Origin of the sequence: Motiliproteus sp. MSK22-1 (genome assembly GCF_001968815.1) — a bacterium.
In the GTDB taxonomy this organism is placed as follows: domain Bacteria; phylum Pseudomonadota; class Gammaproteobacteria; order Pseudomonadales; family Balneatricaceae; genus Motiliproteus.
Map to the genome: position 1 here is coordinate 221,509 of NZ_MIEQ01000061.1, position 23,267 is coordinate 244,775.

Below are 23,267 nucleotides of genomic sequence, written 5' to 3' on the forward strand. Positions count from 1 at the left end.
AGGAAAAAACCAGAAATAATAGCGATAACAGCTACATTCTAAACAACCACATCCTAACAACTAGAAAATCAGCCTCCCCCGGACACACAGACTCTATTTCTGCCACTGTTTTTCGCCCGGTAAAGCGCTTTATCCGCGTCAGCTACAAAATCAGTCAGCTTTCTATGGTAGTTTTCCTGATAACAAACAACACCACTGCTGACAGTAATCTGGACAGTCTCATCGCCCAATAACATTTGGTTTTCTTCAATACTCTTGCGCAGCCTCTCAGCAAACACAGAAGCTCCAACCCGGCCGGTCTCTGTCAGTAGCATCAAGAATTCTTCACCACCGTAACGGGCCACCACATCATTAGCCCGAGCCATTTCTGTCAACTGATCCGCCACACGCTTAATAACCAAATCACCCGCTCCATGCCCGTAGGTATCGTTGATACGCTTAAAATGATCGATATCGATCATGATTAAACTGCAATCACTGTTATAGCGTTCAGTTCTCAGCATTTCTTCAAATATCCGCTCGTTGATGTACTCCCGATTATGAAGCCCGGTCATTGAGTCAGTAACGGCAAGTGAATATAACCTTGCATTTTCCAGAGCCATTGCTGTTTGAGCAGAGAATGCATTCAAGAAATCAAAATGATGATGGTGAAAAATACCCGGTGTACTCAGATTATCAAGATAAATAACCCCGACGATCTCACTACCCCGCTGAAGAGGAATACAAATGACACTGCGGATACTGGTGGCAATAATACTCGATGATGATGAGAAACTGACGTCCATCAGAGCATCCTCAAGTACAATAATCTCTTTTTTCTCAAAACATGAGGTTGCTACCGTTTGGCTGAAGGCGAAGTCATGCTCACAGGCACTGTTGTCCTTACGATCGAAATGTTGCGACACGATGGGCTGGAGAGATGCTTCCTGGGAATCAAACAGAAGGATATAGCCCCGATCTGCATTTAACGCCTCACTAACCAGCCCCAGGGCTGTTGACAGCAGCTCTTCAACATCCAGAATACCGATAATAATTTGGGTAATCTCCTGGAGTACTGCGTATTCGTGAAGCTTAGGCTCCACATAGGCACGAAACTTTTCAAGATCCCCATCAAGCAATGTTCCCAGATGAGCACCCAGGGTAGAGGTCGATACCTGGGAAACATGCTGAAAAATATTCGTTCGAAGCTTATCCAGTTCCAGCTCAAGTTCATCTTTTGAACCCCCACCCGGCAACAGACGCTTGCTAGAGTTATTCTGCTCACGCTGGTAATCAGCGATGGGCTGAAATAACAACTTAGCATCACCAATCTCAATTTCGTCCCCTAGAGAAAGCGCGTGAGATTCGTAAGGCTTGATACGCGCACCATTTAGCTTGGTTCCATTGCTCGACTCCAGGTCCTCAATGTAATAAGCATCATTGCGGGCGGCAATAGTTGCGTGCACCCGAGAAACCGAAGGCATGTTCAAAACCAGATCCGCCTGCTCTTGCCGCCCGATAATGACTTCCCGTTCTTTAAGCGGAAAGTAATACTGCTCGCCTTCATGGGACCAAGCTAATAGGAGATCAAGTTCTGCTTTCATGTGAAGCTTACCCAAGCTGGTACTTACCAGAGGTGATAGTCAAATGGGGTGATAGTCAAATAAGGATATTACCCGCTCTTGATTTTAACTACCATAGCCAGAATCAGCGGCAACCGCCCCCAGCAATCGTTCAAGTTCAGCCCGTCTGCTCAGCATTGAGTAGTATTTTCAATTTGAAAATAACGATCCGCAGCCTAAGGAAATAATCAAACAGACGTACGAAGCGCTAAAGTTACAAAGACTTAAAAGCGATAACTAATTCTTGAGCGTAGCTCTGCAGAAGTGGTATCAAATAACTCCAGATTGGACGAATTGACCTGTACGCGAGCCTCCAGCTCCCAATCAAGATTTTCATCCAATTGCCGCTGATAGCGGCTTTTTAGTAAAAACTTGTCCGTCTTACGTATGGTCGAACCAAATGAGGGAGAATAGGGAGAACTATCTTCTTCCCGCTGAAATGAAAGCGAAGTGCGCAGCAAACCACTATTTAACGGAGAATCGACAAAGGTTTCCGCTTCCCAGCTTTGCTGATCTCCGCCAGCGCGATTATTTAAGGACTGATCAAAACTATATGAGAGGCTAAAGCCTAAACGCTTAAATAGGCTCAAACCATTGAGAGGGTGCGAAATTACAACGTTAAGATCGTGAATTTTCGCATCGTTGTCCTGGTCATCCAGCTCATCATATTTTTCATCAGAAAAGCGGTACTGCCATTGCCAGTTCCAAAGACTATCATAAGTTGGCGAGTAACGAACAATCCCCATAACCGCAGTCTGATAAAGAGAATCATCCAAAAGGACCCTAGCGTGATAGAGACTAAAATCCCATACGTCTCCCCGCAGGTTTCTGCTCAGCCCTCCGCCCGTAAATACTGTCAGGGTATCAAAGTCATTTTGCTTACTGTATTCCCTAAGCTGTGCACTAACACTGCCATGCCAATGTGAAGCTTCGTGCACTCGATCAACCGAGAAACGGGCCCCTAAATCGATAAAAAAGTCCCCTTGTGGTTTACTATCCTCAGATAAGGGGATTTGAAAGCTGCCATTATCTGAAATGAATTCAATCAGGCTCGCATCTGTACCATTATTAACATTGCTATTGTAGCCAGCCATAGCATTGATTGAGCGTTGCCAACGAGTACTCGGCTTTTTCCCATCCTCTATAAGCTTGCGATAATACAAAATGGCCTGTTCAATTTTTGGCGGTAGCCTAAAGCGCTGTTCCAACTGATCAATACGTTCAGAAGCAGAGCGATAATCTTTTAACATTATGAACGCAATGGCTAAATCCAAATAGGCTCCAGCATGCCGGGGTTGTTGTAGTACTGCTCGTTCCAATGCATTGGCCGCCCGAGCATAGGCCCCTACTTTAAGCGCAGCAACACCGAGATCATAATTGAAGGACGGAACTTCCGAATAGCGCACTTCCAACGGTAGAAGTGTTCGATATGCCTGCCACCAATGCCCCTGTTGAAACCAAACCTGTACCAGCTCGGGGTCATAGCCTGTTCTGGCAACGACTTTCTTCACATCAGGGTTACTTGGACCACCAGCAATATCAGCATTAGCACTGTTTATACCAGAAACAAAAAGCAAAAGTATGAAGATCAAGCGTTTTAACACTTACATTCCTTTGCTTTATTGGAAAAATAATAACAAGATTCCGACAGTGTATATCCAGGCATAAAGTGCTCAAGCAGATGCACCTTGACCCTGATTTTGGGCGGCACCCTTACTTGTACCACCGTTATGATATCCAAAGACAACCATACTCTATCGGCCAAGAAAGACTGGAGCCATATTATTACAGGGACTTTGACCGCTCGTAACGGACCACTAATAAATTTTTCCATTAAATAAATCTAGGTACGTATTTTTACAATTGACCAGACAGGCTCATAAACCTGCTCCTTTTGCTCACGCCCCCTGATATCAAAGATTCCCAAAGGACGAACGCTCTGATCAGACACAGCCATAGCCGTTTGCTCGCCCAATAATACAGGTTTTCCAACAACCTTGCTCTGTTGTTCTAAGCGAGCGGCTAAGTTTACCGCGTCTCCCATTACCGTATAACTACGCCGGAACTTGGATCCCATGTCTCCAACGGTTACAACACCTGTGTTTATACCTATCCCCACGCGGATTTCTGGAAGCTCTTCATTCGCCAGCTGTCGGTTCAGCGACTGGAGACGAAACATTACCTGCTCCGCAGCATCCAACGCTCTTTGAGCATGATCGGGCTGATCAATAGGGGCTCCCCAAAAAGCCATCACTGCGTCACCTATATACTTATCGATAGTACCGCCTTGTAGATGAATAGCTTCAGTCACTTCACTCAGTACACGATTGACTAGCTGTGCAAGCTGTTCAGGGTCCAGCTTCTCAGCGATGCTGGTAAAACCTCTGATATCCATAAAGAAAACCGTCAGCTCTTTTTTTTCTGGTTCCATCCAGTTTCTACGGGTATCCTCCAACAGCTTTTCGGCAACAGTAACAGGTACATATGCACCAAAGAGATCAACTATATGCTGCCGCTCTCGCATCGACTGCCAAAGATCAAAAGGTAATGTCAGCGCCGATGCCATAAACAAAAATAGCAGCGGAGGGGTTGCTGAAATCACCCATTGCTGTTGATTCCAGCAGACCCACACAACCAGTACCCAAAGACTCGCCAGCAGAGAGGACGCAATCCAGGTACCATTAATGCCAAAATAATGATGTACCCGCCAAAGGGTCACAAACAGAAAAAAATTAAGTAAGGTTAGAATCAGCCCCTGATTCTCGGGTACTTTCCAGTAAGACTGATCCAGCAGCGCTGAAAATAACGTAGCATGCACCTCAACTCCCGGATAAAGCTCATTAACAGGAGTCGGGACGCGATCAAAGATTCCAGCGGCAGTGCTACCAATAAGAATAACGCGATCCTTCAGCAAAGACTTATCCACAGTACCTTCCAAGACATCCACAGCAGATACATAATTAAAGTGGCCCCTTTCACCTTGAAATGGGACAAGCATCTGACCATCACCATCAAGAGGTATTTCCATAAAAGGGCTGCCTTCCACAGTTACAGATAAATGATCAGGTTGGTAGTGATACTCAAGTGGTAGCTGCATAAATATCTGCAACAGGGCTAATGATAAACTTTGATAAGCCTGATTTTTATACTGAATCAGTGGATACTGGCGACGTACCACACCATCGATATCATAACTCGGAGAGATATGGCCGACTTGTGCCACTTCACTGAATAACCGATGATTGGCGAATAAACCTGAAGCAATGGGCAACTGATCTAGCCCATCAAAAACAATGCTAGGCTTACCAGCCATCCCTACCTTAATTGACTGGTCAGCAGTAAAAGCAAAAGTCTGGGAAAGTACTATCGGGTAGCTTTCTAATAGGGATAGTAGTGCTGTTTCAGCAGGTGACAGTTTTTCATCCGCAGAGAATTTTTCTGCAGATGATTCTAAAGAATACGGTGCGTTGCTGTATTCCAGTTCAGGAAAGAATATATCCAGACCAATAAGACTGACCTGGTAATCTTCTACCAACTTACGAAGAAGATCAGTAATTATTTCACGAGGCCAAGGCCACCGCCCCAAGCGGGCAATGCTCTCCTCATCGATATTGACAATCAGTATTCGAGAATCCGGGGTTTGGTTCTCTACAGCTTGAACCCGCAAATCATAAGAACTCAGTTCAAGTCCACTGTACCAACGAGGAGGTTCCGCGATCCAAAGCGCTGCCGATGCGCATAACCAGGAAAACAGTAACAGAATCCAGCGCAGATTCTTTACCTGGCTCAAAGCTACGCGATTATTGGAAAAAAGGCTTCCTGGCACTACTGCTTCTGCCAGTTAACAGCCCCCGTTACTTGTCTTTGCGTATCAAGCTCATGCTTAAATATCATACCGGCTTCTTCTGCCCCATTAGTTAAAAATCCAGAGACATCTGAGTTGGACAAAGCACTTTCACTAGTAGTACTAAAAGTTCCGTTCTCCAGAATTTGGCCTTGGGCATTAATATTTACATTTTGCTCCAGTGTCGGAGCACTCACTTCTAAATGAGTACCGAAGGTCATTCGATCAAAATCCACCTTTAAAGAAGGATTCAGTACTGATGCTACTTCGACTCCACTGGAATTCTGATAGATCGCTTCGTAGTTCTTGATTTCGAAACGGTACTCACCTTCGTTTGGCAACGCTAATTCGTCCTCAGCAGAGCGCAGCAAAGCAAAATAGTCGTTGCTGGCAACAACCTCCCGATCAGCTTTCAGGGCAGTAATTGCATCAGTATCCAACTTGGCAAAGTTAGACCACCGACCCCATTGAACAGGTGCATCACCTGAACTCTGGAAAGTGACAGGCCTCGCAGCATAAATATCGTCCCGGTAACTGGAAGAGTAAGGGGCCTTAGTGGCCAGCAACGTACTGCTGAATAGAACATCACCATCACTATAACGCGTATAAATCAGTGCTACCTGTTGAGTTCCATTGACGAAAAAGCCACGAATATAACCTTCATCATTACCACCAACGATCATGCCACTGTCAGTAATCGCTCCTCGAATAACCTGCGATTGTGTACCGGCTGAATCAGTTATGTCGACTTTTGCAAGAAACAATCGCTCCTGATAATTAATTTCAAATTTGAATTTGCTGATATCAGGATTGATGACCGGCTCGGCATCTGGATCAATGACCGGCGCTGCCACAACCAAGGTATCAATCGGCGTTGCCTTATAGATCAGATTCCAACGAGGATTCTCTTCATTCTCATCGGGTTTCTTCAGGGCTTCCAAACCACCGCTTGAGCCAAGCTCCTGCACTCCGTCAGAAACCAGCACCTGAGAACCGGAGGACAATCGACTTGCCCAAACTTCAATGTCCTGACCACTCATTCCAGCGGCTTCCAATTCCTGTCGTTGCCGCTCCATCAAAGTACTGTCAGCCAGAACGTTCGCATATTGATTCTGAAAAGCGCTATTTTGACCAACATTCCCCCAGAAAATAGAACCCTCTGAATCGCTGTGCCGCTGTACCTGATAACGACCATTCCCATCAGCATCAATCAACGTCAGCTGTTGAGTTACCATACTGGTTTGTTCATCGTAGCTGGCACTATTCTGGCTTATTTGAAGAGCCTGAAAGCTCTCCTGTGCCATTTCAATGGTTTCGCCATTAGCGGTAACTCGATAGTTGTCATTACGGAGAGGATTCTGATCAACTCCATCCTCCACGCCGTCCCCATCCGTATCGCTTAACCAGGCAACAGTTCCGCGGTCTCTTTCCTCAGCATCATCAACACCATCACCATCGGTATCGGCAAGCAGAGGATCTAATAGACCTTTTTCTTCAATATCATCGTTAATCGAGTCACCGTCCGCATCCAGATCCGCGTTATCACCAACGCCATCACCATCGGTGTCGACTGTTTCCAATGGATCATTTGGGAAGGCATCTTGACTATCTAACACGCCATCGCTATCAGTATCCAGATCAAGTTGCTCATTGACCACATTTTCAACAACGCCATTAGAGGTATCTTCCAGATGAGCGTCAAGCAACTCGTCCTGCTTGTCTGCAGAATCACCTAAGTTATCACCAATCTCAGAATCGCCCTCCTGAACCGCCAGCAACGGATCCACATCAGCTTCCTGAATACTAGAATGCTCTTCTACCGGTTTTAGAATTGCTTCAACATCTTTCAGCAGTTTCAGCTGTCCATCAAGCAACTCTGGATGCTCTTGCCCCTGTTTTAATTCCAAATAACGATCCGCCATATGTCCATAAAGTTCGGCCATCCCCGAACCTTCACAAGGTCCTAGAGCACTGCGCTGACAACCAGTACCGAAAGCAGACATAACAATGCCACCAAGGCTCACCTGAGCCTGAGTAATTGAATCGGAAGTAAACAGACTAAAATCAGTACCACGAATACCAATAGCAGCAACGGGAGTATTCAAACGAAAGCGCTTTTTATCGGTCTGACCCACAACGCCAGTAATACTGCGCATGGTGCCTTGCTTCAAATCAATGCGAACCTGATTACTGGACTGATTATTCGCATCAAACTGGTATTCAACGATCTCAACAACAGAGTCGGGACCGAGACTTAAAAACCCCTGATCCACCATTTTTAATTGCAGGTAAGATTTAGCATCAGTAAAAACCTGATGGCCACGATATAACGAGGAGCCCTTTTGTAAGGGTTTCCGATCACCATTCTGATCCAGAGCCCAAACATTGCCTGTGGAGAAAATAACCTTCCCTACCATTGACTCGGCAAAAACCTGTGCAGGCTGAGATAACACCAGCAGTGAAGATAACAACACAGCAAAAAGTGTCCTTGACATTAGATTGTCCCACCTCAAAACGATAACCAACTATATTTGACCAAACCGAAAACACTGTGGCTAACCAAAAACAAAAGCCAGCTAACTCTCATCCAAAACAACTTCCGATACTAACAAAATTCACCTGTACAAACCAGAAAACAGCAACGACGAAAGCCCTGAATTCAGGGCACAGAACAGTATTTCCAACGCTCATAACCAACTAAATTGGTCATTACGTGATGTACATCACAAAGGTAAATTTTTTCTATCTTCGATATGTGGCTATTTGCCATATTAACTCACGCAAAGATACTCGTTATTTTTCGAAATTCACGTTAGTCTGCATTCCCAAGCAGATAACAACACATAGGGAACAAAAAAGGGTGAAAGTTGCATTTATTGGCATGATGAACCTGCTTGACCGGTTCAGCGGTGCAGCACTATCGGCACGATCATTTATCGAAACATTAGCCGCCGCAGGACATGATTGCCGTAGTTATACCACCTCATCCTTTGACACCTCTGCGCACGTATCCCTGACCGTTGCAATAGGTCCTGGAGCTGAAGATAATAAGCACCAGGGGAAACTTATAACGCTGACGAAAAGTGGCGTTCGCCATGATCTATTTGTCACGTCCCATACAGATCGCCAAAAAGTAACCGCCAAAGAATGGCAAAAATTTGCTGGCATAGGTATCTCCTGGATTAAAGAAAACCCGGCAGACATCTATATAACCTACGGTAACAATAGTTTTACAAAAATACTGCAGTCCACAGCCAGAATGTCTGGCGCGAAAATCGTATTCTATCTGGGTAACGCCGCGTACCAACATCGCGACAATATAGAACCCTGTGACGTAGTCGTCTGCCCATCCTTGTTTCTCGCAAACTACTATGAAAAAAAACTAGGACTTTCTACCCAGGTATTACGCACAATCATTCCCGAAAGCCGCTTTTTAAGCAAAGAACAGAACATTTACCGCCAGCACCCGGAACACCGAAAACAAGGTTTTGTCACTTTTTTCAATCCTCAGTTTTCCAAAGGGCTTGGCTTAGTTGTTCAGTTAGTTATTCAAGCCCAAAAGTTCGCACCAGATATGCGTTTTTTGATTGTCTCCGGCCGCACAGATCATAGAGCTGTAGCCATCAACGGAATGGCTCTTTCGGATTACCCTAATGTCTGGTGCATAGATTCTCAAGAAGACGTTAAAAGCATCTACCAACGCACCAGCGTTTTACTGCTACCATCTGTTGTTCAGGAAGCCGCCAGTCGCAGTATCGTTGAAGCACAACTCAGCGGCATACCTGTTATTGCCAGCAGTCGCGGTGGAAATAAGGAACGATTGAACGGCGGGGGCTCCTGCCTGGATCTGCCGCCGAGCTATATCAGCAATCCTCAGTCAGTCCCCGAACTTGAAGAAATAAAACCTTGGCTTGAGCAACTAATGTGTCTTTGGGACAACAAAGACACCTACAGCAATGCATGCCAGCGCGCTATTAATGCATCTCAAGCTTTCAGACCTGAAGCAGTATCTAAGCTTTCAGTCGATTTCTTTGAGCAACTGATTGAGGACAGTAAAACCTAACCAACAAATCATAAGCTTGTCTCCAACCTGAAACAAAGGGTGAAAACAGCGTCTGATCAATATAGGTAAACAGCCCCCAAAACGTTTATCTTTCTAAAACACTTCAATAAAATCCAATAACTGAGGAATGCTTATAACCTTTAGCCCTTTCTTATCGGCAAACGCCCGAATATATTCAGAATTGGCCATATCTCCATCAGGGGCCAGAATTTCCATATCAACCGCTACCGGAGGCTCCATTTCCGCAAGACGTAACAGCTCTACCGCAGCTTCTGTATGCCCTTGTCTGGCTTGCAGCCCTTTAGGATTAGCACTGATAGGGATAGCATGACCAGGCCTTACCAGATCTTCGGCATCAGAGCTTCTTACTTCAATCCATTCAGTTCTCTCTGAGTTATATTGCCTCAACACTCCTCCCAGTATGTTCACTGTCTGAGCGCGATCAGTGGCTGAACAGCCAGAGCTACCATGCACAGTGTCACAACTCAGTCGAAAACTGGTTTTTTGACTCTCTTGATTGATAGAATCAGGGGTTTGCAGGGGCAACTTCAAGTAATCAGCTTGCTCTTCTGGCATGAGTATCGCTACAAACGCCCCCCGGGCATGAGTGATTTGAAAGTTAATCATCTCAGGCGTAACCATAGATGCTGCGGCGATAAGGTCCCCTTCTCCTTCTCGCCCAGGATGGTCAAGCAATATAACGAACTTGCCGTTTTTTAAATCTTCGAGTGCAGATTCAATAGAATCCAGCGGAATCTGGTAGGTGCTTTCTGCCTGCATTGATATGTTTCCAATGTTAAATTATGTATGACAACGATTCGGTATAACGGCTAATAATGAATATCATTAGACATGACGGTTATTGAGAGTGACTACTGTAAAGCGCTCTGGCCCAACGAAGATCCTGTACATGATCAATTTCCGTTCTGGAAGACTCACTGACAGTCGCGCTTTCAAACTGAACTTGCGCATTTTGTATCAGATCGTTAAAAACACTCATCACATACTGGCTTTGGGCAGGATTTTTGATACGCTCCTTGGCTTTATCAAAGAATAGGCTCGAAGCCGCACGACTGAATAGCGCCATCCCTCCAAACTCCCCGACGGCTTGCTCGACGGGAATATCTTTACCAAAGTATGTGCCGCCACTATCAGTTATCCCTATTTTTGAGTCCTCTCGCATATAAGCTTGTTTAACTTGCTTCAAAAATCGAATGCCATCAGTGGGTTGGAGGCACTTTTCAAGCACACTCTGATCAAAATAATGATCCCCTGTAGTAAATATAAAAGACTCTCCGTTTAGTAACGGTTCTGCCACTAAAAAAGAATCAAGAATGGAAGTACTGGCATAACGAGGATTGATCAACACCCTTACCTTAGACTCCCCTCCTCCACAATATTGAACAGCTCGATTAACCTTTGCCGCTTGATGCCCTGCAACGACGTAAATATCATCAACCCCACAGTGAATGAATTTCTGGATAATATCTAGAAGCAAAGGCCTATTCCCAACCCGGTGCAGACATTTATTAGTGTGCCGGGTTGATGCTCCGAACCGACTGCCAAGGCCGGCGGCTAGAATGAGTGCTTTAGGTTTCATCAAATGCTGCTTTATTAATACTGGGAGTTAATTGAAGAATTAATAATATCTCTCTCTCGGAAGCATACATTATATGTACAGGTACCTAGACTCGATAAATAATGCCGTAGCAATCACTGGTATCCCCATCCACCTAGCACTGACAAGGTTATTTCGGGATCTGTTGGTCAATAGCAGCAAGCAAATCTTTCAAAAAAGGTTCATTTTTATGCCTTAACAGCTGTTGACAATAACCAGCTGCTTTTTCTAACTGCCCATTTTGCAGCCGTAAGTATAAACGCCCATAGCCTAAGCAACGGCGAGCATGAGTGGATTCCGAAGTCTGACATCGACTGGAGACTACCGTATCAAAATTTGAGTCAGGAGTACGCCAGTCACTACCATAAAGGTCTGTCAGGTATTGATCACAGTCATCAGGCACTAACCAATTAACCCCCTGCCAGCTAATCGATTTCAGCTCAAAGCGTCTTGGCCTACTCAAAATGGGGTTTGGCAATTGATTAAAACCAAAAAGATAATGGCCACCGTCTGGCTTATAAAAAAATAGATCTAAAGCTATGCCTGATTTTTGATGCACCAAACCGATCATCCACTTTCGATCATGGTCCGAATGCCGTTCAAAACTGGGACAATAAAACTCCCCACTCTCAGTTAGTACACGAAACACCTGCTTCCGATCAATATCCCAAGAAAAACCGAGATCCATGTCCTTATCATGAGGTAACAGATCCCCTCCCCTACAGATTCCCAGAAGAGTACCTGACCCCAAAAAAAACGAAATACCAGCCTCACCCAAGAGCTTCCGTACGATCAAAAGAACTTGACGCGCAGGTTCCAAAGTTAAGGTTTTACGGGGCAATTTACGGCGAATAGGACTTCTCAAAAGATATTTGATGGCCTGCTGCCGATGAGTAATAGCTTCCTCTAACAGCCCAAGAGCTTGGTACACGCTGCCCAGATTCTTGTGACCTTCATTATGCTGAGGATTTAACTCAAGAATTCGGCTAAAACATTTTTTTGCGTCTTCCAATTTATTCTGAGCCTGAAGTACTAGACCAAGCTGGTTGAGAGCATCAATCGATTCTGGCTTAAAACTAAGCACATGGCGAAAAGTGTTTTCTGCAACCCTCAAATTTCCTTGATTTTTTAGCATTAGCCCAAGGTTAAGATAGGCTACCGAAAATTCAGGTTCCAGCGCGATTGCGTCTCGAAACGCTTTTTCTGCATCACGACCGTAACCCAGCGCACATAATGCCATACCCAAATGATTATAGGCTTCTTTTTCTGGTGTTATGTCGACAGCCCGTTGAAAACATTCGACAGCCGACAAAGAATGCTGCAACAAAAGTTCAACTTTACCTAACTTGCACAGTGCTTCAACATAATCAGGCTTTAGCCGTAAAGACTGTTTATAATGATTTGATGCAGAATTTAACTGCCCTTGAGCTTGCAACAAAACTCCAAGATTGAGGTGCATTTGAGGAGTAGCATCAATCTGAATAGCTTTGATAATTTGTTGAATCGCAAATTCTTCTTTACCTGACTGACTGGCAATCAAACCAGAGAGATGGAGAGCATCAGGGTAAGAAGGGCTAGAAACGAGAACGCTATCAACAACAGCATCAGCCTGAGAGAAATCACCTGACTGGTAATAATGTAGAGCAGTATTTAATAAATGGACATCCGATTGTTCAGAATTATTCTCTACCATATCAGAGAGTTCACCCAAGCTTGCACTTACAGACAAAGGTCTTTTGGATTAGATAGTTATTTAAACCGTCAGAGCTATCGCCCCCAGTCCAACCTACGATCCGCATAATCCACCATCCTTGGCAGCCGGAGAATGAGCTGTTACACCAAACTTGTACACAGCCCTGTCATGTCTAACATTTACTTCTCAGGTTTTGGCGCTGAAGCAGGAGCCCTAAAATGCTCATTAATTGATTGCAGATGAGTGTGAATCAACTGAATCAGCCCAATACGCGCCCAGTTGGCCAGAGTGGCGTCATCAAGCTTGGTAACCAGGTCCCAGTCAACAACGGAAAAGCCACGAATAGTCTGCTTTTTTCCATTAGCCAAGACATCCAGCTTACCAGCCTTTAAAACACCCGCTTTTTGCAACAGTCCACAGATAGCTCGGGTCTTTTGATATTCTTGATCAAAACCAACGAGAGATTCTTTAATCTGCTTCAACACAGGGGAGGCAACATAGTTATCACCCCGCTTATTATATAAGAGCTTACCTTCCTCACCAATTTGAGGTGCACTTTGGTCGAACAAAACAACCGCTTTATCCGCATCTTTTTCCCGTCCCAAAAAGAAAGGATAGCGACGCAGGTGAAGAGGAATATAGCCCCCTTGCCAGCTACCATCTTCGGAAACAGAAGGGTTAGCGTTAGGTTTTACAGAAAACATAACCTGAGGAACAATAACGCCTTTGCCAGCTGGAAACACTACCGGATAGTTCCGAGCCGCCTTGCTGACCTCAGTAATTAACAATGGGCAAATATGAGTCTTTTGAGCAAAACCAAAGTCCGCTTTGGGATCAAACCGCAGACGATTATGAGCTTCGGGACTAAGGGCTGTGAGTGATTCTGACATTGGGGTTCTCGTATTGAATCCAGTTTAATGGGCTGCACGGACAAATAGCTTTCAAGCAAAACAATCAATAACAAACCAAGACTGAATCGTTATAATCACTGTAGCTAATTATCAATACTTCTAAACAAGTGCTTAAGTATCAAACAAAGATAAAAGATATATTGCTCTACCTTGCCACTCCGCGCCTCGCCGACCTTGGCGCTAACCTTAAAACCGCCGGGCTAGAGTAAGCCCGACACGGCATTATTCGCTGGGCAGTTCGCTAACCAAGGCTTGCTGATAAGCACGTAATGCAGTCTGGGCAACGGCCAATTGCCCTTGCAGACGCTTAACTTCGTTCTGAGCAAAGACCATGCTTTGCATTTGAGCTTTCGCATTATCGCTCAGGTCATCAAGCAAATATTCAGTACCATTAATATTTACTTTTGAAGGGTTCTGTTCAGACATTTTCTTTCCTAATCAATTAATTAATATCCCGCCATCCAAATTAACGCGGATAAACTCAACGAACGATAGGCATTCTACAGTTTTTATTATCATCACTCCAGAAAAAATACAGGGGTCAGGTCTTGCTTTAGAGCACTAATCTTCTTTTATGAAATGTTTTACAGCTCGACTTACCGTCGAATAATGAACACCAAAGAAATCTGCAATTTGCTGCAACGTATAGTCTCCAGATCCATAGGCCACAGCCATCGCTTTACGGCGATTAGAATATTGCCACTGATACTCTGCTAAAGGACGTGCTAGCGGTCGACGCTGAGCCCGCGGGATCTCTCGCAAATCAGAGTCATCACTAATCTGATCTTGCATCTTCTTGACAAAAGTTTCATTTCCTAGATAGATCTGCCCCCGCAACTCATCCCATACACTATCAAGCCCAATTCCTGCTCGAACAAAATTTATATATCGCTCCTGTGCCTGACTTCGCCGAGAACCAAACTGACTTAATAACCAATCAATTTTCAACCAACCAGGACACGCTTCTCTCCCCACTGTTGCCAAATAGCTGCTCCACCCCCATTCACAAACATCACTGACCGCACCTGCACGAACAGGGTTAAGAACAACATAACGCGCCAACTCCAGCAAATAACTCTCTTTATCAACCAGAATCGCTTTATATCGACCTTGAAACAAATGACCAACTCGCTGATGAATACGATTAATCTGCTGAGTATAGACACCATTCAACTGTCGCATCCCCTGCGATAGATTGCCCTCAGGTGTCTCTACAATGAGATGATAATGATTATCCATTTGGCAATACGCATAGCAGATCCAGTTCGATTGAGCACACACTTCAGCTAGCAGTTTCAACCACGCGTGACGATCATCTTCAGAAAAAAAAATGGGCTCTTTTTGATTACCTCGCGAGGTAACGTGATACACCCCACCGGGCAGTTCAATACGCAGCTGCCTAGCCATAAAACACCTCTAACTAAAATAAGTCACAAGAATATATAACAGCAATAAACATCAAAACAAGACCTGACCCCAACTACTGTTAAATTACAAATTTCAAGTAAAAATCAAGAAAAGCGGTTTCTGCTTCCTCCCCTATTCATCTTCACTTTTTAACGGCTCCTAATAAAAAAGACCCTCACCACCTAAGTAGCGAGGGCCTTGGGATTTAGCAATCAATGGTCCCAAATCTACGGGACCAAAGAATCATGCTAATCGTCATACTTAGATAATGTCAGCAATAGTTACAGCAGCATCTGCGTTAACAGTACCGATTAGAGTGATATCACCCGCATCGATTTGGTCTGCAGTAGTTGCATCTGCATCAACATCTACCAAGTAAGCGTATGCTGTAGTATCAGTAAGATCGTTGATAACCGCTACGAAGACATTAGCATCAACAGAGCCGGTTGCAGCAGCGTTCAAGAACGCAGCAACGTCAGTCAGGTCTGTGTAGCTTGCTACAGTTTCGCCACCGGATGCAGTAGCACCATCAGCGAATACCATAGTCCCGTTGTCGTCAAGAGCAGCAGTAGCACCCGCAGCAACGGCAGTTTCATTAGCAGCTGTAATATCAGTGATACCAGAGAAGTCCAGTTCATCATCGCCCACAGTGAAGTCATTGATAGTGTCACTACCATTGTTATCACCGAAGTTGAAGTCGTCTGAACCACCATCGCTACCCTGCTCTACAACATTTTGCGCAGAGATAGCAAAAGATACGCCAGTATCCCCTGACGCCCCAACAATTGCATCAGCATCATCTACGTCAACTCCACTTTCGAAAGTGAAGGTCAACAGGTCAGATGTTGCATCATAGCTGGCGCTAAGCAGGTCGATATCAACAGTGCCCGTTGCCGCATCCTGGAACGCACCTGCAACTGCATTGATATCTGCGATATTTGCATTGACCAATTGAGCCAAAGCAGCACCAACAGCATCAGAACCAGATCCTGTCAGAATATCGAGATCATTATCAGTCGCATCAACGTCCGCTGGAGCGTTGGCTTCGTTCAGCGTCATGGTAAGACCACCAGTACCCAAAGTCAGCGTAACAGCACCTGCGTCAACAGTACCATCAAGAATACCAGCTAACTGGATGGTGCGGGTCTCCGTGGCATTACCACCAGAAAGCGTATCATCACCAGCATTACCGGTCAGCTCGTCGTCACCACCACCACCAGTGATGGTGTCATCGCCAGAACCACCCAGTACAGTCGCGGCAGTACCAGTCACTTCAAGAGTCAGATCACTGGTTACGCGACTCGCATCCAGTTCATCAACATCGCCATCGAAAGTGAAGAGAGACGTGTCAGAACCGTTCTGCAACTGACCATCGGTAAAGTCAAGGTCGAAACTTGAACCAGAAGATGTAACGGATGCATCCGTCAGCGCCAGAGAGTCAAAATTGGTTACAGCATCAACAAGACCCAGACTACCGAAGATAACCTTGTCAGCAGCGATATCACGAGCAGCATCGGAATCACCGTCGCCATCGGTATCTGCGTCACCGACATACTCACCTTCTGCCACAGCACTGTTCAAGTCGCCATCATCATCCTGGTCATCGTCGTCGCCGCGGATTGTCAAGCCACTGCTGGTAACCGTAGTGATATCCAGGATATCGAAGTCAAACGCGAAGGTATCGTTCAGGACTTCCAAGTCAATTTCATTCGCCGCAGTCTCGTGCTCTGTTGGACCACCGTCGAATGCAACACCGTCATTATCAACCATAATGGTATCGATATCGGTAGAAGCAGCACCTGGGTACAGGTTATCACGAAGTGTCAGGTTATTCAGAACACGATCCAGATCACGTAAGTCGTAAACGTCATCAGTCGCAGCATCCTGCAGGATTTCGTAACCCGTCAATTCAACAGTATTCTGAGAACCTGTCTCACCGATAGTTACAGAGATCTGGTCGGAGCCATCAATCACTTCACCTAGGATAAACAGCTTATCAGTCGCGCCAGTGAAAGTTACAGAATCTTCAGCATCCTGAGAGGCTTCAACACGCAAACTACCTGCAGCGATAGTGTTCTGTGCACTGTAGGATGTTGCAACGTTATCCTGAGCCCCCAGAGAAACACCGTTACCATCGGTAAAGGTTGTTGTTGCAGTAACCAGACCGGTAGTTGTTGCGTTATCCTCATCAAAATCAGTTACAGAGATTGTAGTGTTGATACTACGAGTCAACTCGTTAAAGTTCATCTCGTTGACACCACCACGGAAGAACACATCTATATCACGAGTACTTTCGTGATCGGTTACTTCAACCATGTCATCGTTGTCGCCGAAGTGAATAGTATTCCACTGAGCTGTAGCCTGAGTCACAGTACCGCTGTCACCCGCATCCTCGTATTCGAGGAAGTTGATGCCAGAAACTGGGCTGGTAGTAGCCAGCTCAGACAACTGAACACGGAAAGTATCACGATCCAGAGTGGTATCGTTAGCAGTGGCACCGTCATCAGCGTTGAAGCGAACTTTCAGACCAGTCGTAGCGTTAGTCAAATCGACAACACTGGTTCCAGCGGAAGCAACAACGTTTTCAGTACCGGTCAATGCATCAACACGGTTTTCATTATCGCCACCCGCTGTAGTGCCAGCACCATCAGCAAAATCAGTGTCATTGTCGTCAGAGACCAACACATTGCTTACGGACGCATCTGTGCTATCAGTGAAGTCAACAACGGCTGCAACCAAGCCAGTTTCGTTGCTGTAATCAACAGTATCGGTGTTTGCACCCATGTTAAAGGTGAACAGACCAATATTTTCTGCTTCAGGGATATCATCGGTATCCGCAGTATCTGCGGTACCACCAGTGATAGCACGCAACTCACCAACAGTTAGACGAGTAGGTGTAGTATCACGCTCATCCAACAAATCGATATTCAGGAAGCTGTTGAATGCAACATCGCTGTCAGTTCCTGCAACATTGTTGTTGATCATATCGTCAGCAACGATCACAGTATCATTGAAGTCGGCGTTAACCACTTCAAACTCAGCCATGTTGATGATTTCAACTTGAACAGCACCAGTGCCCGTACGTACTTCACCTTCAACAAAGTCAACAACTGCATCTGTAACGTTAGTAACGTCCAGAGTGTCGTCCAGAGTTGGGTTATGAGCTGCGTCACCCAGGTCAATGATTTCAACACTGGTTAGGGTATCACGAGGCTCGTCCAGACCTACCAAAGCACCTGTCATATCCATGTAGTCAACGTCAGCACCACCGCCGTTAACGATTAAGGTCATGGCTGGATTAGCAATGTTATCTGCCGCCGTGTCCAAAGTATCGCCGTTGATATCTACTGCGAAGCTGTACTGAACTGCGTCGGTTCCAAGACCAGCAGAGAAGCTGTTGTTCTTACCCGCTTCAGTCTGATCTATAACCAAAACGTCATCACCAGAACCGGAAATTACGTTTTCGACACCATCTACTGAGAAGTAGTTAGCAAAGGCACGCTCAGCACCATCAACACCGTCGAAATAGCCTTCAGTCGCTGGATCGTAATCATCCGCATCGTTATCCACTTCGACCAAGCCACCTGTAGCATCATCAGCCGTTAGGTTATAACGAACACCACCAGAAATGTTAGAAAGAGCATTAACATTCAGAGTATCGTTACCTTGACCTGCCAGAGTTCCATCACCAGCAACCGTACGTACGTTCTCGAAGTTAGTGAAGGTTGTTGTACCGGTAGTAACACCTGCTTCAGATACAACAACAGTACCTGCACCACCATTAGGGAAGGTCGCATCGGAATCCAGTGTAATAGTGAATTCAGCGCCACCGGCACCCACAGTACCGAAATCAGATTGCTGGAACAACAACGTGTCCTGGAAACCCAAAACATCGAAATCTGGAGCGCCAGAATCGATAATAGTACCACCAACTTCATCCTGACCAATAATCTCGATAGAGATAACATTAGGATCAGCATCAGCTGCTGCTGCCTCGGCAGCATTGTAAACACGAATCACACCGTCTTGCAGGTACAGATCCTTACCACCATCCAGAGCATCTGTTCCACGAGAACCGTGAACACGGTCATCACCAGTACCACCAAGAATTGTATCGTTACCATCGGCACCGATTAGCAAGTCATCACCGTGAACGCCGAAGTTTTCACCATTTCGAGTTGCAAGATTTTCTGCAGCATTGAAGAAGATTGCATCTCCAGTGCCGTCACCATCCAGGTCAAGGCCTTCATTAGCACTGCTAGTGATGGCATCGCCTTGAGCAACGTTAACAACCTGGGCATCAGAACCATTCAAAGTTCCGCCCGCAGTCAGAGCCGTTTCCAGCGCAGCACGGTTGCTACCAGTATCACCGATAAACAGTACATTTTCACTGTTTAGCATGCCATTCCGGCCGTCAAAGTCCAGCAAATGAACTTCAGACTGCGACTTGTTGGAAACGAATGCTGTAGCAGGCTCACCATTAGATTCATTAGAATCGATAGTAACGATTGGCGACTGCATAAATACAGTTTCTTCACCGTCATAATCTACTTGGGTCAACTCCAAGGTAGCGGTATTAGCATTTGCATCACCATCCGCACCATTCACTGCAGCCACTTTACCCGCAGCAGTGTCGTCATCCAAGAAGTCGTTGATGAACGAAGCAAAGCGTGTGATAAATGCCTCTGTAGTCTCACCAGCAATCAAAGTACCGTCTAGATCAACACCTACCTGAGAGCTGAACTTAACACCGTTAATATCAACAGTTACAACATCTTCAACCGCTAGGTTTTCGAACATGATGTCATACTGCTGATCTTCAGCAATACGAGTACCATCGGCATCAAAACTAACTACAACGTCTTCAGCGTAGGCATCAGCACCCAAAGAAACGATACTACCGACAGAAGCGTCGTCATCTACACGCTCGTTGTCAGCACGGTTCTCGTAAGAAACGAACAACAAACGGTCTTCAGTAACTGTAACTTCAGGCTCACCAAAGGTCATAGACAAAGAGATGTCTACGTTATTACCGGTAACTGCAAAGATTGCGTCAGGAGCAGCAGTTTCCAGTGTCCGACCTTCAGCATCGGCAATAGAGATCGTGTTATTAGAGTTCAAGGTGGCAGTCAGAGTGCCTGCGATATTTGCATCGGCAGCAATCGCATCCTGAACAGCAGTCAGCAATTCATTGTAAGTTACAGCAGCGCGAATTTCTGGAGTATCCAGAGTGAAGGCGATGTCGCCGTCAGTGTCACGGATAACAGAACTGATTTCAGTAACGGTGATGTTAGCCAGCTCGTTGCCTGGGTTACCTACTTCAGACACTTCCAAAATCAGGGAAGAAGCTCCTGTAGAGGAATCATTATCCAGACCAAAGTCCTGACCGTACAGACCATTACCGTCTGCGTCAGTGTCCCAGATATTGTCGGCGTCAGCATCTGTCAGACGGTGAATAACGTCAAGATCATCGCCAGACTCTAGGCTGAAGATGAAGTCATCGTTACCAGTGCTACCCATCAGGTTGTCGTTACCACCACGACCTTCAAGAACATCATCACCGGAAGAAGCGTACAGATTGTTATCAACAACACGGCTGCCATCTTCAGCATCCATTTCGTTAGCATTGTCTGTACCACGCAGATCAAGGTCTGTATCAGCGGCAAAGAAGTTCTGCTGGTTGTTGAAAGTCAGCTCAGGATCGTTAGCACCCGCAGCCAGGAAGTCAATTGCACCCAGACCCGTTGCGTTTACGTTCTGAATATCCTGAACCTGTGCGAAGCTGTTACCGTCCGCATAGTTAGTCTGGTCAGCAGTAAAGCCTGCTGCAGTATCAGTCCCTTGGTCAGCACCGCCGTAACCGGCGAAGTTACCAAAACCGCCCGACTTACCAGCACCAAGATCTAAACGAACAACGCCGTCAGAAGTCATAGTCGCAGAGTCAGAAGTACCGAACAGCTGGTCAGTTAACCACAGAGTATCTTCCTGATCTTCGTCAGAGTTCTGTACTGCTCCACCTTCGTAAGTACCACCGTCCAGTTCGAAGACGATTTCATCAGTACCAGTACCACCAATCAACGTATCCATACCGTTATTAACGATATTAACGATATTTGGATTGTTGTTGTAAGCCAGGTTTCCACCGAACAGAATGTCGTTTCCACCGGAACCATCGATAACATCGTTATCAAAACCACCGATAATACGGTTTACGCTATTGTTACCAGTAATGTCCAACTGAGCGGTAGAACCGATACCAACATTCTCACCGTTAACTTCCTGGCCATTCGCGCCCAGACGAGCATCAAAGCCGTTCAGGAAGCCGTAGAAATTACCGGAAGCATCGATGTTTTCCAGGTTGTCGATATCAACGATATCGTTAGCATCTGGATCGTCAACGTTTCCGCCGATGTCTTCCAGGAACGCAGTAGTCAGTGTACCACCAACACCAGCACCAGCTCCTGTACCACCAGTACCCAGAGTGATGATTACCGGCTCGTCATCATCAGACGCTTCCAGCAACAACCAGTCGGTGTCTTGTAGAGATTCGCTGTTAGCTGCAGAAGAATCATCAGCAGTCTCGCCACCGTCGATGTCTAGTGCATCGCCATCGGTAGGATCAAGCGCAGACAGTTCCAGGAAGAAGAAGTCAGCATTACGACCACCAAACAGGTTGTCGTCAGTATCAAAACCAACAGCTACAGGTACGGACGTACCGGTTACATTATCAGTGATAACAAGGTTGCCGTTGTCATCAAATTCAGTCACAAAACGGTCACGGGCTACGCCGCCACCAGCCATAAAGTCATTACCTGTACCACCAGAAGCAGTATCAACACCCAGACCACCCAGGAAGATGTTACCGTTCAGATCAGTACCGTCGGCATTCCAGCCAGTACCGTCAAATGCGATGTTACCCAGATAGTTCTGACCGTTGTCGCCTTGGTTCAGAGGGTTACGTGCATAAGCATCAATTGCTTCGAAATCAGCAAAAGCACCTAGAGGGCTGTTATTCTCAACACCGTCCAGTTGAATGATGCCGTCACCATCAACGTCAGCACCTTTCAGCTGGTCAGTTGAATCGGTGAAGTCGATGCGCAGAGCTTGGTCACCAGTAAGACGCATGACAGAAGTGTCAGTACCTGCCGTCTCTTCAACGATAGTCAGATTAGTACCGGAGTTAGAGGCGTCTTCAGTCCACTCGGCAGTAGCTGCGTCAACACTGGCAGGATCAGAAGTTACATCGTCAAGAATAGACTTCAGCAGATTGTCATTCTGTACAAAATTGTTAGTTACAAAGTTAGCTGCATCAACGCGGTTGGTCAGTACGTCCAGATCACCACCGTCGCCTAGCTCACCCTGTGTACCATTGATGATGTCACGTACGATAGTCGCCAGGGACATAGTGCCTGCGTCTAGCTGGCCTACGTAGAAAGCCTTACCACCAGCGTCCGGCATACGGTTGTAAAGATTGCTGTAAAGCATCTCTACTGCTTCTTCGTTCGTCAGTGAACCAAATACGTCGGTGAATTCAGCAGAGGTTCCGAATGCGTTAACGATCTCGTCGGTAACTGAACCTTCAACATCGATTTTGTCAGCCCAAAACTCCTGACCACCTGGATCGCCTGGGCGTCCGTAGTAGCCAACGTAGAGCTGTTGCGCTTGGTTCAAAGCAGATGTACTAGCCATCGTGAAAAACTCCTTTAAGAGTATTTAATTTCAAGTCATTAATGACAGCACCACCCTGAGTCATCCAGACTCGCAAAGCGGTGCAGTTTTCGCCGACCGTCCCGATCCTCAGATACAAGCCCGGTAGACGGGTCTTACCATGAGAGCCCTTCCGCTCTCTCGTTTTGATTAAAACTTATACAACCAATAAACAAAGCTTTAATCCTGATGGTAAAGTAACACCACCCCCTTCACTAGAGTGTGATGCACATCACAGCAGAGACAAATCAAGTGGCTATACAGAATAAAATAATGAATTTTTCGATTAGAACACTACTTTTAAAACTACTGTTTAAGGCAAACAACCACTTTAGACAGTAACCATGATTCAGCTTGTTTGGTTCTTATGGCAAGCGACAAAACAACAATGCTCATTAAATATTGGTAAACCAGCGCCTTTGA

At 45.8% G+C, this 23,267-nt stretch carries 12 protein-coding genes; 1 reads left to right on the plus strand and 11 read right to left on the minus strand.

The features are described from left to right. Nucleotides 1-68 precede the first annotated feature (68 nt). From BGP75_RS18550 to BGP75_RS18565, 4 genes are all read right to left on the minus strand, one after another. On the minus strand, nt 69-1,583 hold the full coding sequence (locus BGP75_RS18550; RefSeq protein ID WP_076720355.1) for a diguanylate cyclase: 1,515 nt from the start codon (nt 1,581-1,583) through the stop codon (nt 69-71). A 242-nt stretch (nt 1,584-1,825) separates the two neighbouring features. After that, complete coding sequence (locus BGP75_RS18555; RefSeq protein ID WP_076720356.1) at nt 1,826-3,205, minus strand: M48 family metallopeptidase; 1,380 nt, start codon at nt 3,203-3,205, stop codon at nt 1,826-1,828. Between the two features lie 239 nt (nt 3,206-3,444). Next, complete coding sequence (locus BGP75_RS18560) at nt 3,445-5,427, minus strand: CHASE2 domain-containing protein (RefSeq protein ID WP_076720357.1); 1,983 nt, start codon at nt 5,425-5,427, stop codon at nt 3,445-3,447. Further along, nucleotides 5,427-7,940, minus strand: a complete 2,514-nt coding sequence (locus tag BGP75_RS18565) for a FecR domain-containing protein (RefSeq protein WP_076720358.1) — start codon at nt 7,938-7,940, stop codon at nt 5,427-5,429. Before BGP75_RS18565 ends, BGP75_RS18560 begins: the two co-directional genes overlap by 1 nt. A 365-nt stretch (nt 7,941-8,305) precedes the next feature. Between BGP75_RS18565 and BGP75_RS18570 the strand changes: the two genes are divergently transcribed. Then, nucleotides 8,306-9,508, plus strand: a complete 1,203-nt coding sequence (locus tag BGP75_RS18570; RefSeq protein WP_076720359.1) for a glycosyltransferase family 4 protein — start codon at nt 8,306-8,308, stop codon at nt 9,506-9,508. A 93-nt stretch (nt 9,509-9,601) separates the two neighbouring features. Here BGP75_RS18570 and BGP75_RS18575 read toward each other — a convergent pair whose 3' ends face one another. The 7 genes from BGP75_RS18575 to BGP75_RS18605 form a co-directional block, all read right to left on the minus strand. Continuing rightward, the gene (locus tag BGP75_RS18575; RefSeq protein WP_083704914.1) at nt 9,602-10,288 is read right to left on the minus strand and encodes a 3,4-dihydroxy-2-butanone-4-phosphate synthase; all 687 of its coding nucleotides are present in this window, start codon (nt 10,286-10,288) and stop codon (nt 9,602-9,604) included. A gap of 79 nt (nt 10,289-10,367) precedes the next feature. Further along, entirely contained in the window at nt 10,368-11,108 is a 741-nt protein-coding gene (locus BGP75_RS18580; protein WP_076720360.1) for an NTP transferase domain-containing protein, read from the minus strand. 148 nt (nt 11,109-11,256) lie between these two features. Beyond that, the gene (locus tag BGP75_RS18585; RefSeq protein ID WP_076720361.1) at nt 11,257-12,819 is read right to left on the minus strand and encodes a tetratricopeptide repeat protein; all 1,563 of its coding nucleotides are present in this window, start codon (nt 12,817-12,819) and stop codon (nt 11,257-11,259) included. Nucleotides 12,820-12,998: 179 nt separating this feature from the next. After that, nucleotides 12,999-13,709, minus strand: coding sequence for a SapC family protein (locus tag BGP75_RS18590; protein WP_076720362.1), 711 nt, complete (start codon nt 13,707-13,709; stop codon nt 12,999-13,001). A 243-nt stretch (nt 13,710-13,952) separates the two neighbouring features. Then, on the minus strand, nt 13,953-14,156 hold the full coding sequence (locus BGP75_RS18595) for a DUF6447 family protein (RefSeq protein WP_076720363.1): 204 nt from the start codon (nt 14,154-14,156) through the stop codon (nt 13,953-13,955). Between the two features lie 135 nt (nt 14,157-14,291). Then, on the minus strand, nt 14,292-15,137 hold the full coding sequence (locus BGP75_RS18600; protein ID WP_076720364.1) for an REP-associated tyrosine transposase: 846 nt from the start codon (nt 15,135-15,137) through the stop codon (nt 14,292-14,294). A 261-nt stretch (nt 15,138-15,398) separates the two neighbouring features. Beyond that, on the minus strand, nt 15,399-22,826 hold the full coding sequence (locus BGP75_RS18605) for a DUF4214 domain-containing protein (protein WP_076720365.1): 7,428 nt from the start codon (nt 22,824-22,826) through the stop codon (nt 15,399-15,401). Between the last annotated feature and the right edge of the window lie 441 nt (nt 22,827-23,267).

Coding starts and splice junctions, on each gene's coding strand:
- BGP75_RS18550 (WP_076720355.1), bottom strand. CDS start 1,583: ATGAAAGCAGAACTTGATCTCCTATTAGCTTGGTCCCATGAAGGCGAG.
- BGP75_RS18565 (WP_076720358.1), bottom strand. CDS start 7,940: ATGTCAAGGACACTTTTTGCTGTGTTGTTATCTTCACTGCTGGTGTTA.
- BGP75_RS18575 (WP_083704914.1), bottom strand. CDS start 10,288: ATGCAGGCAGAAAGCACCTACCAGATTCCGCTGGATTCTATTGAATCT.
- BGP75_RS18580 (WP_076720360.1), bottom strand. CDS start 11,108: ATGAAACCTAAAGCACTCATTCTAGCCGCCGGCCTTGGCAGTCGGTTC.
- BGP75_RS18585 (WP_076720361.1), bottom strand. CDS start 12,819: ATGGTAGAGAATAATTCTGAACAATCGGATGTCCATTTATTAAATACT.
- BGP75_RS18590 (WP_076720362.1), bottom strand. CDS start 13,709: ATGTCAGAATCACTCACAGCCCTTAGTCCCGAAGCTCATAATCGTCTG.
- BGP75_RS18595 (WP_076720363.1), bottom strand. CDS start 14,156: ATGTCTGAACAGAACCCTTCAAAAGTAAATATTAATGGTACTGAATAT.
- BGP75_RS18600 (WP_076720364.1), bottom strand. CDS start 15,137: ATGGCTAGGCAGCTGCGTATTGAACTGCCCGGTGGGGTGTATCACGTT.
- BGP75_RS18605 (WP_076720365.1), bottom strand. CDS start 22,826: ATGGCTAGTACATCTGCTTTGAACCAAGCGCAACAGCTCTACGTTGGC.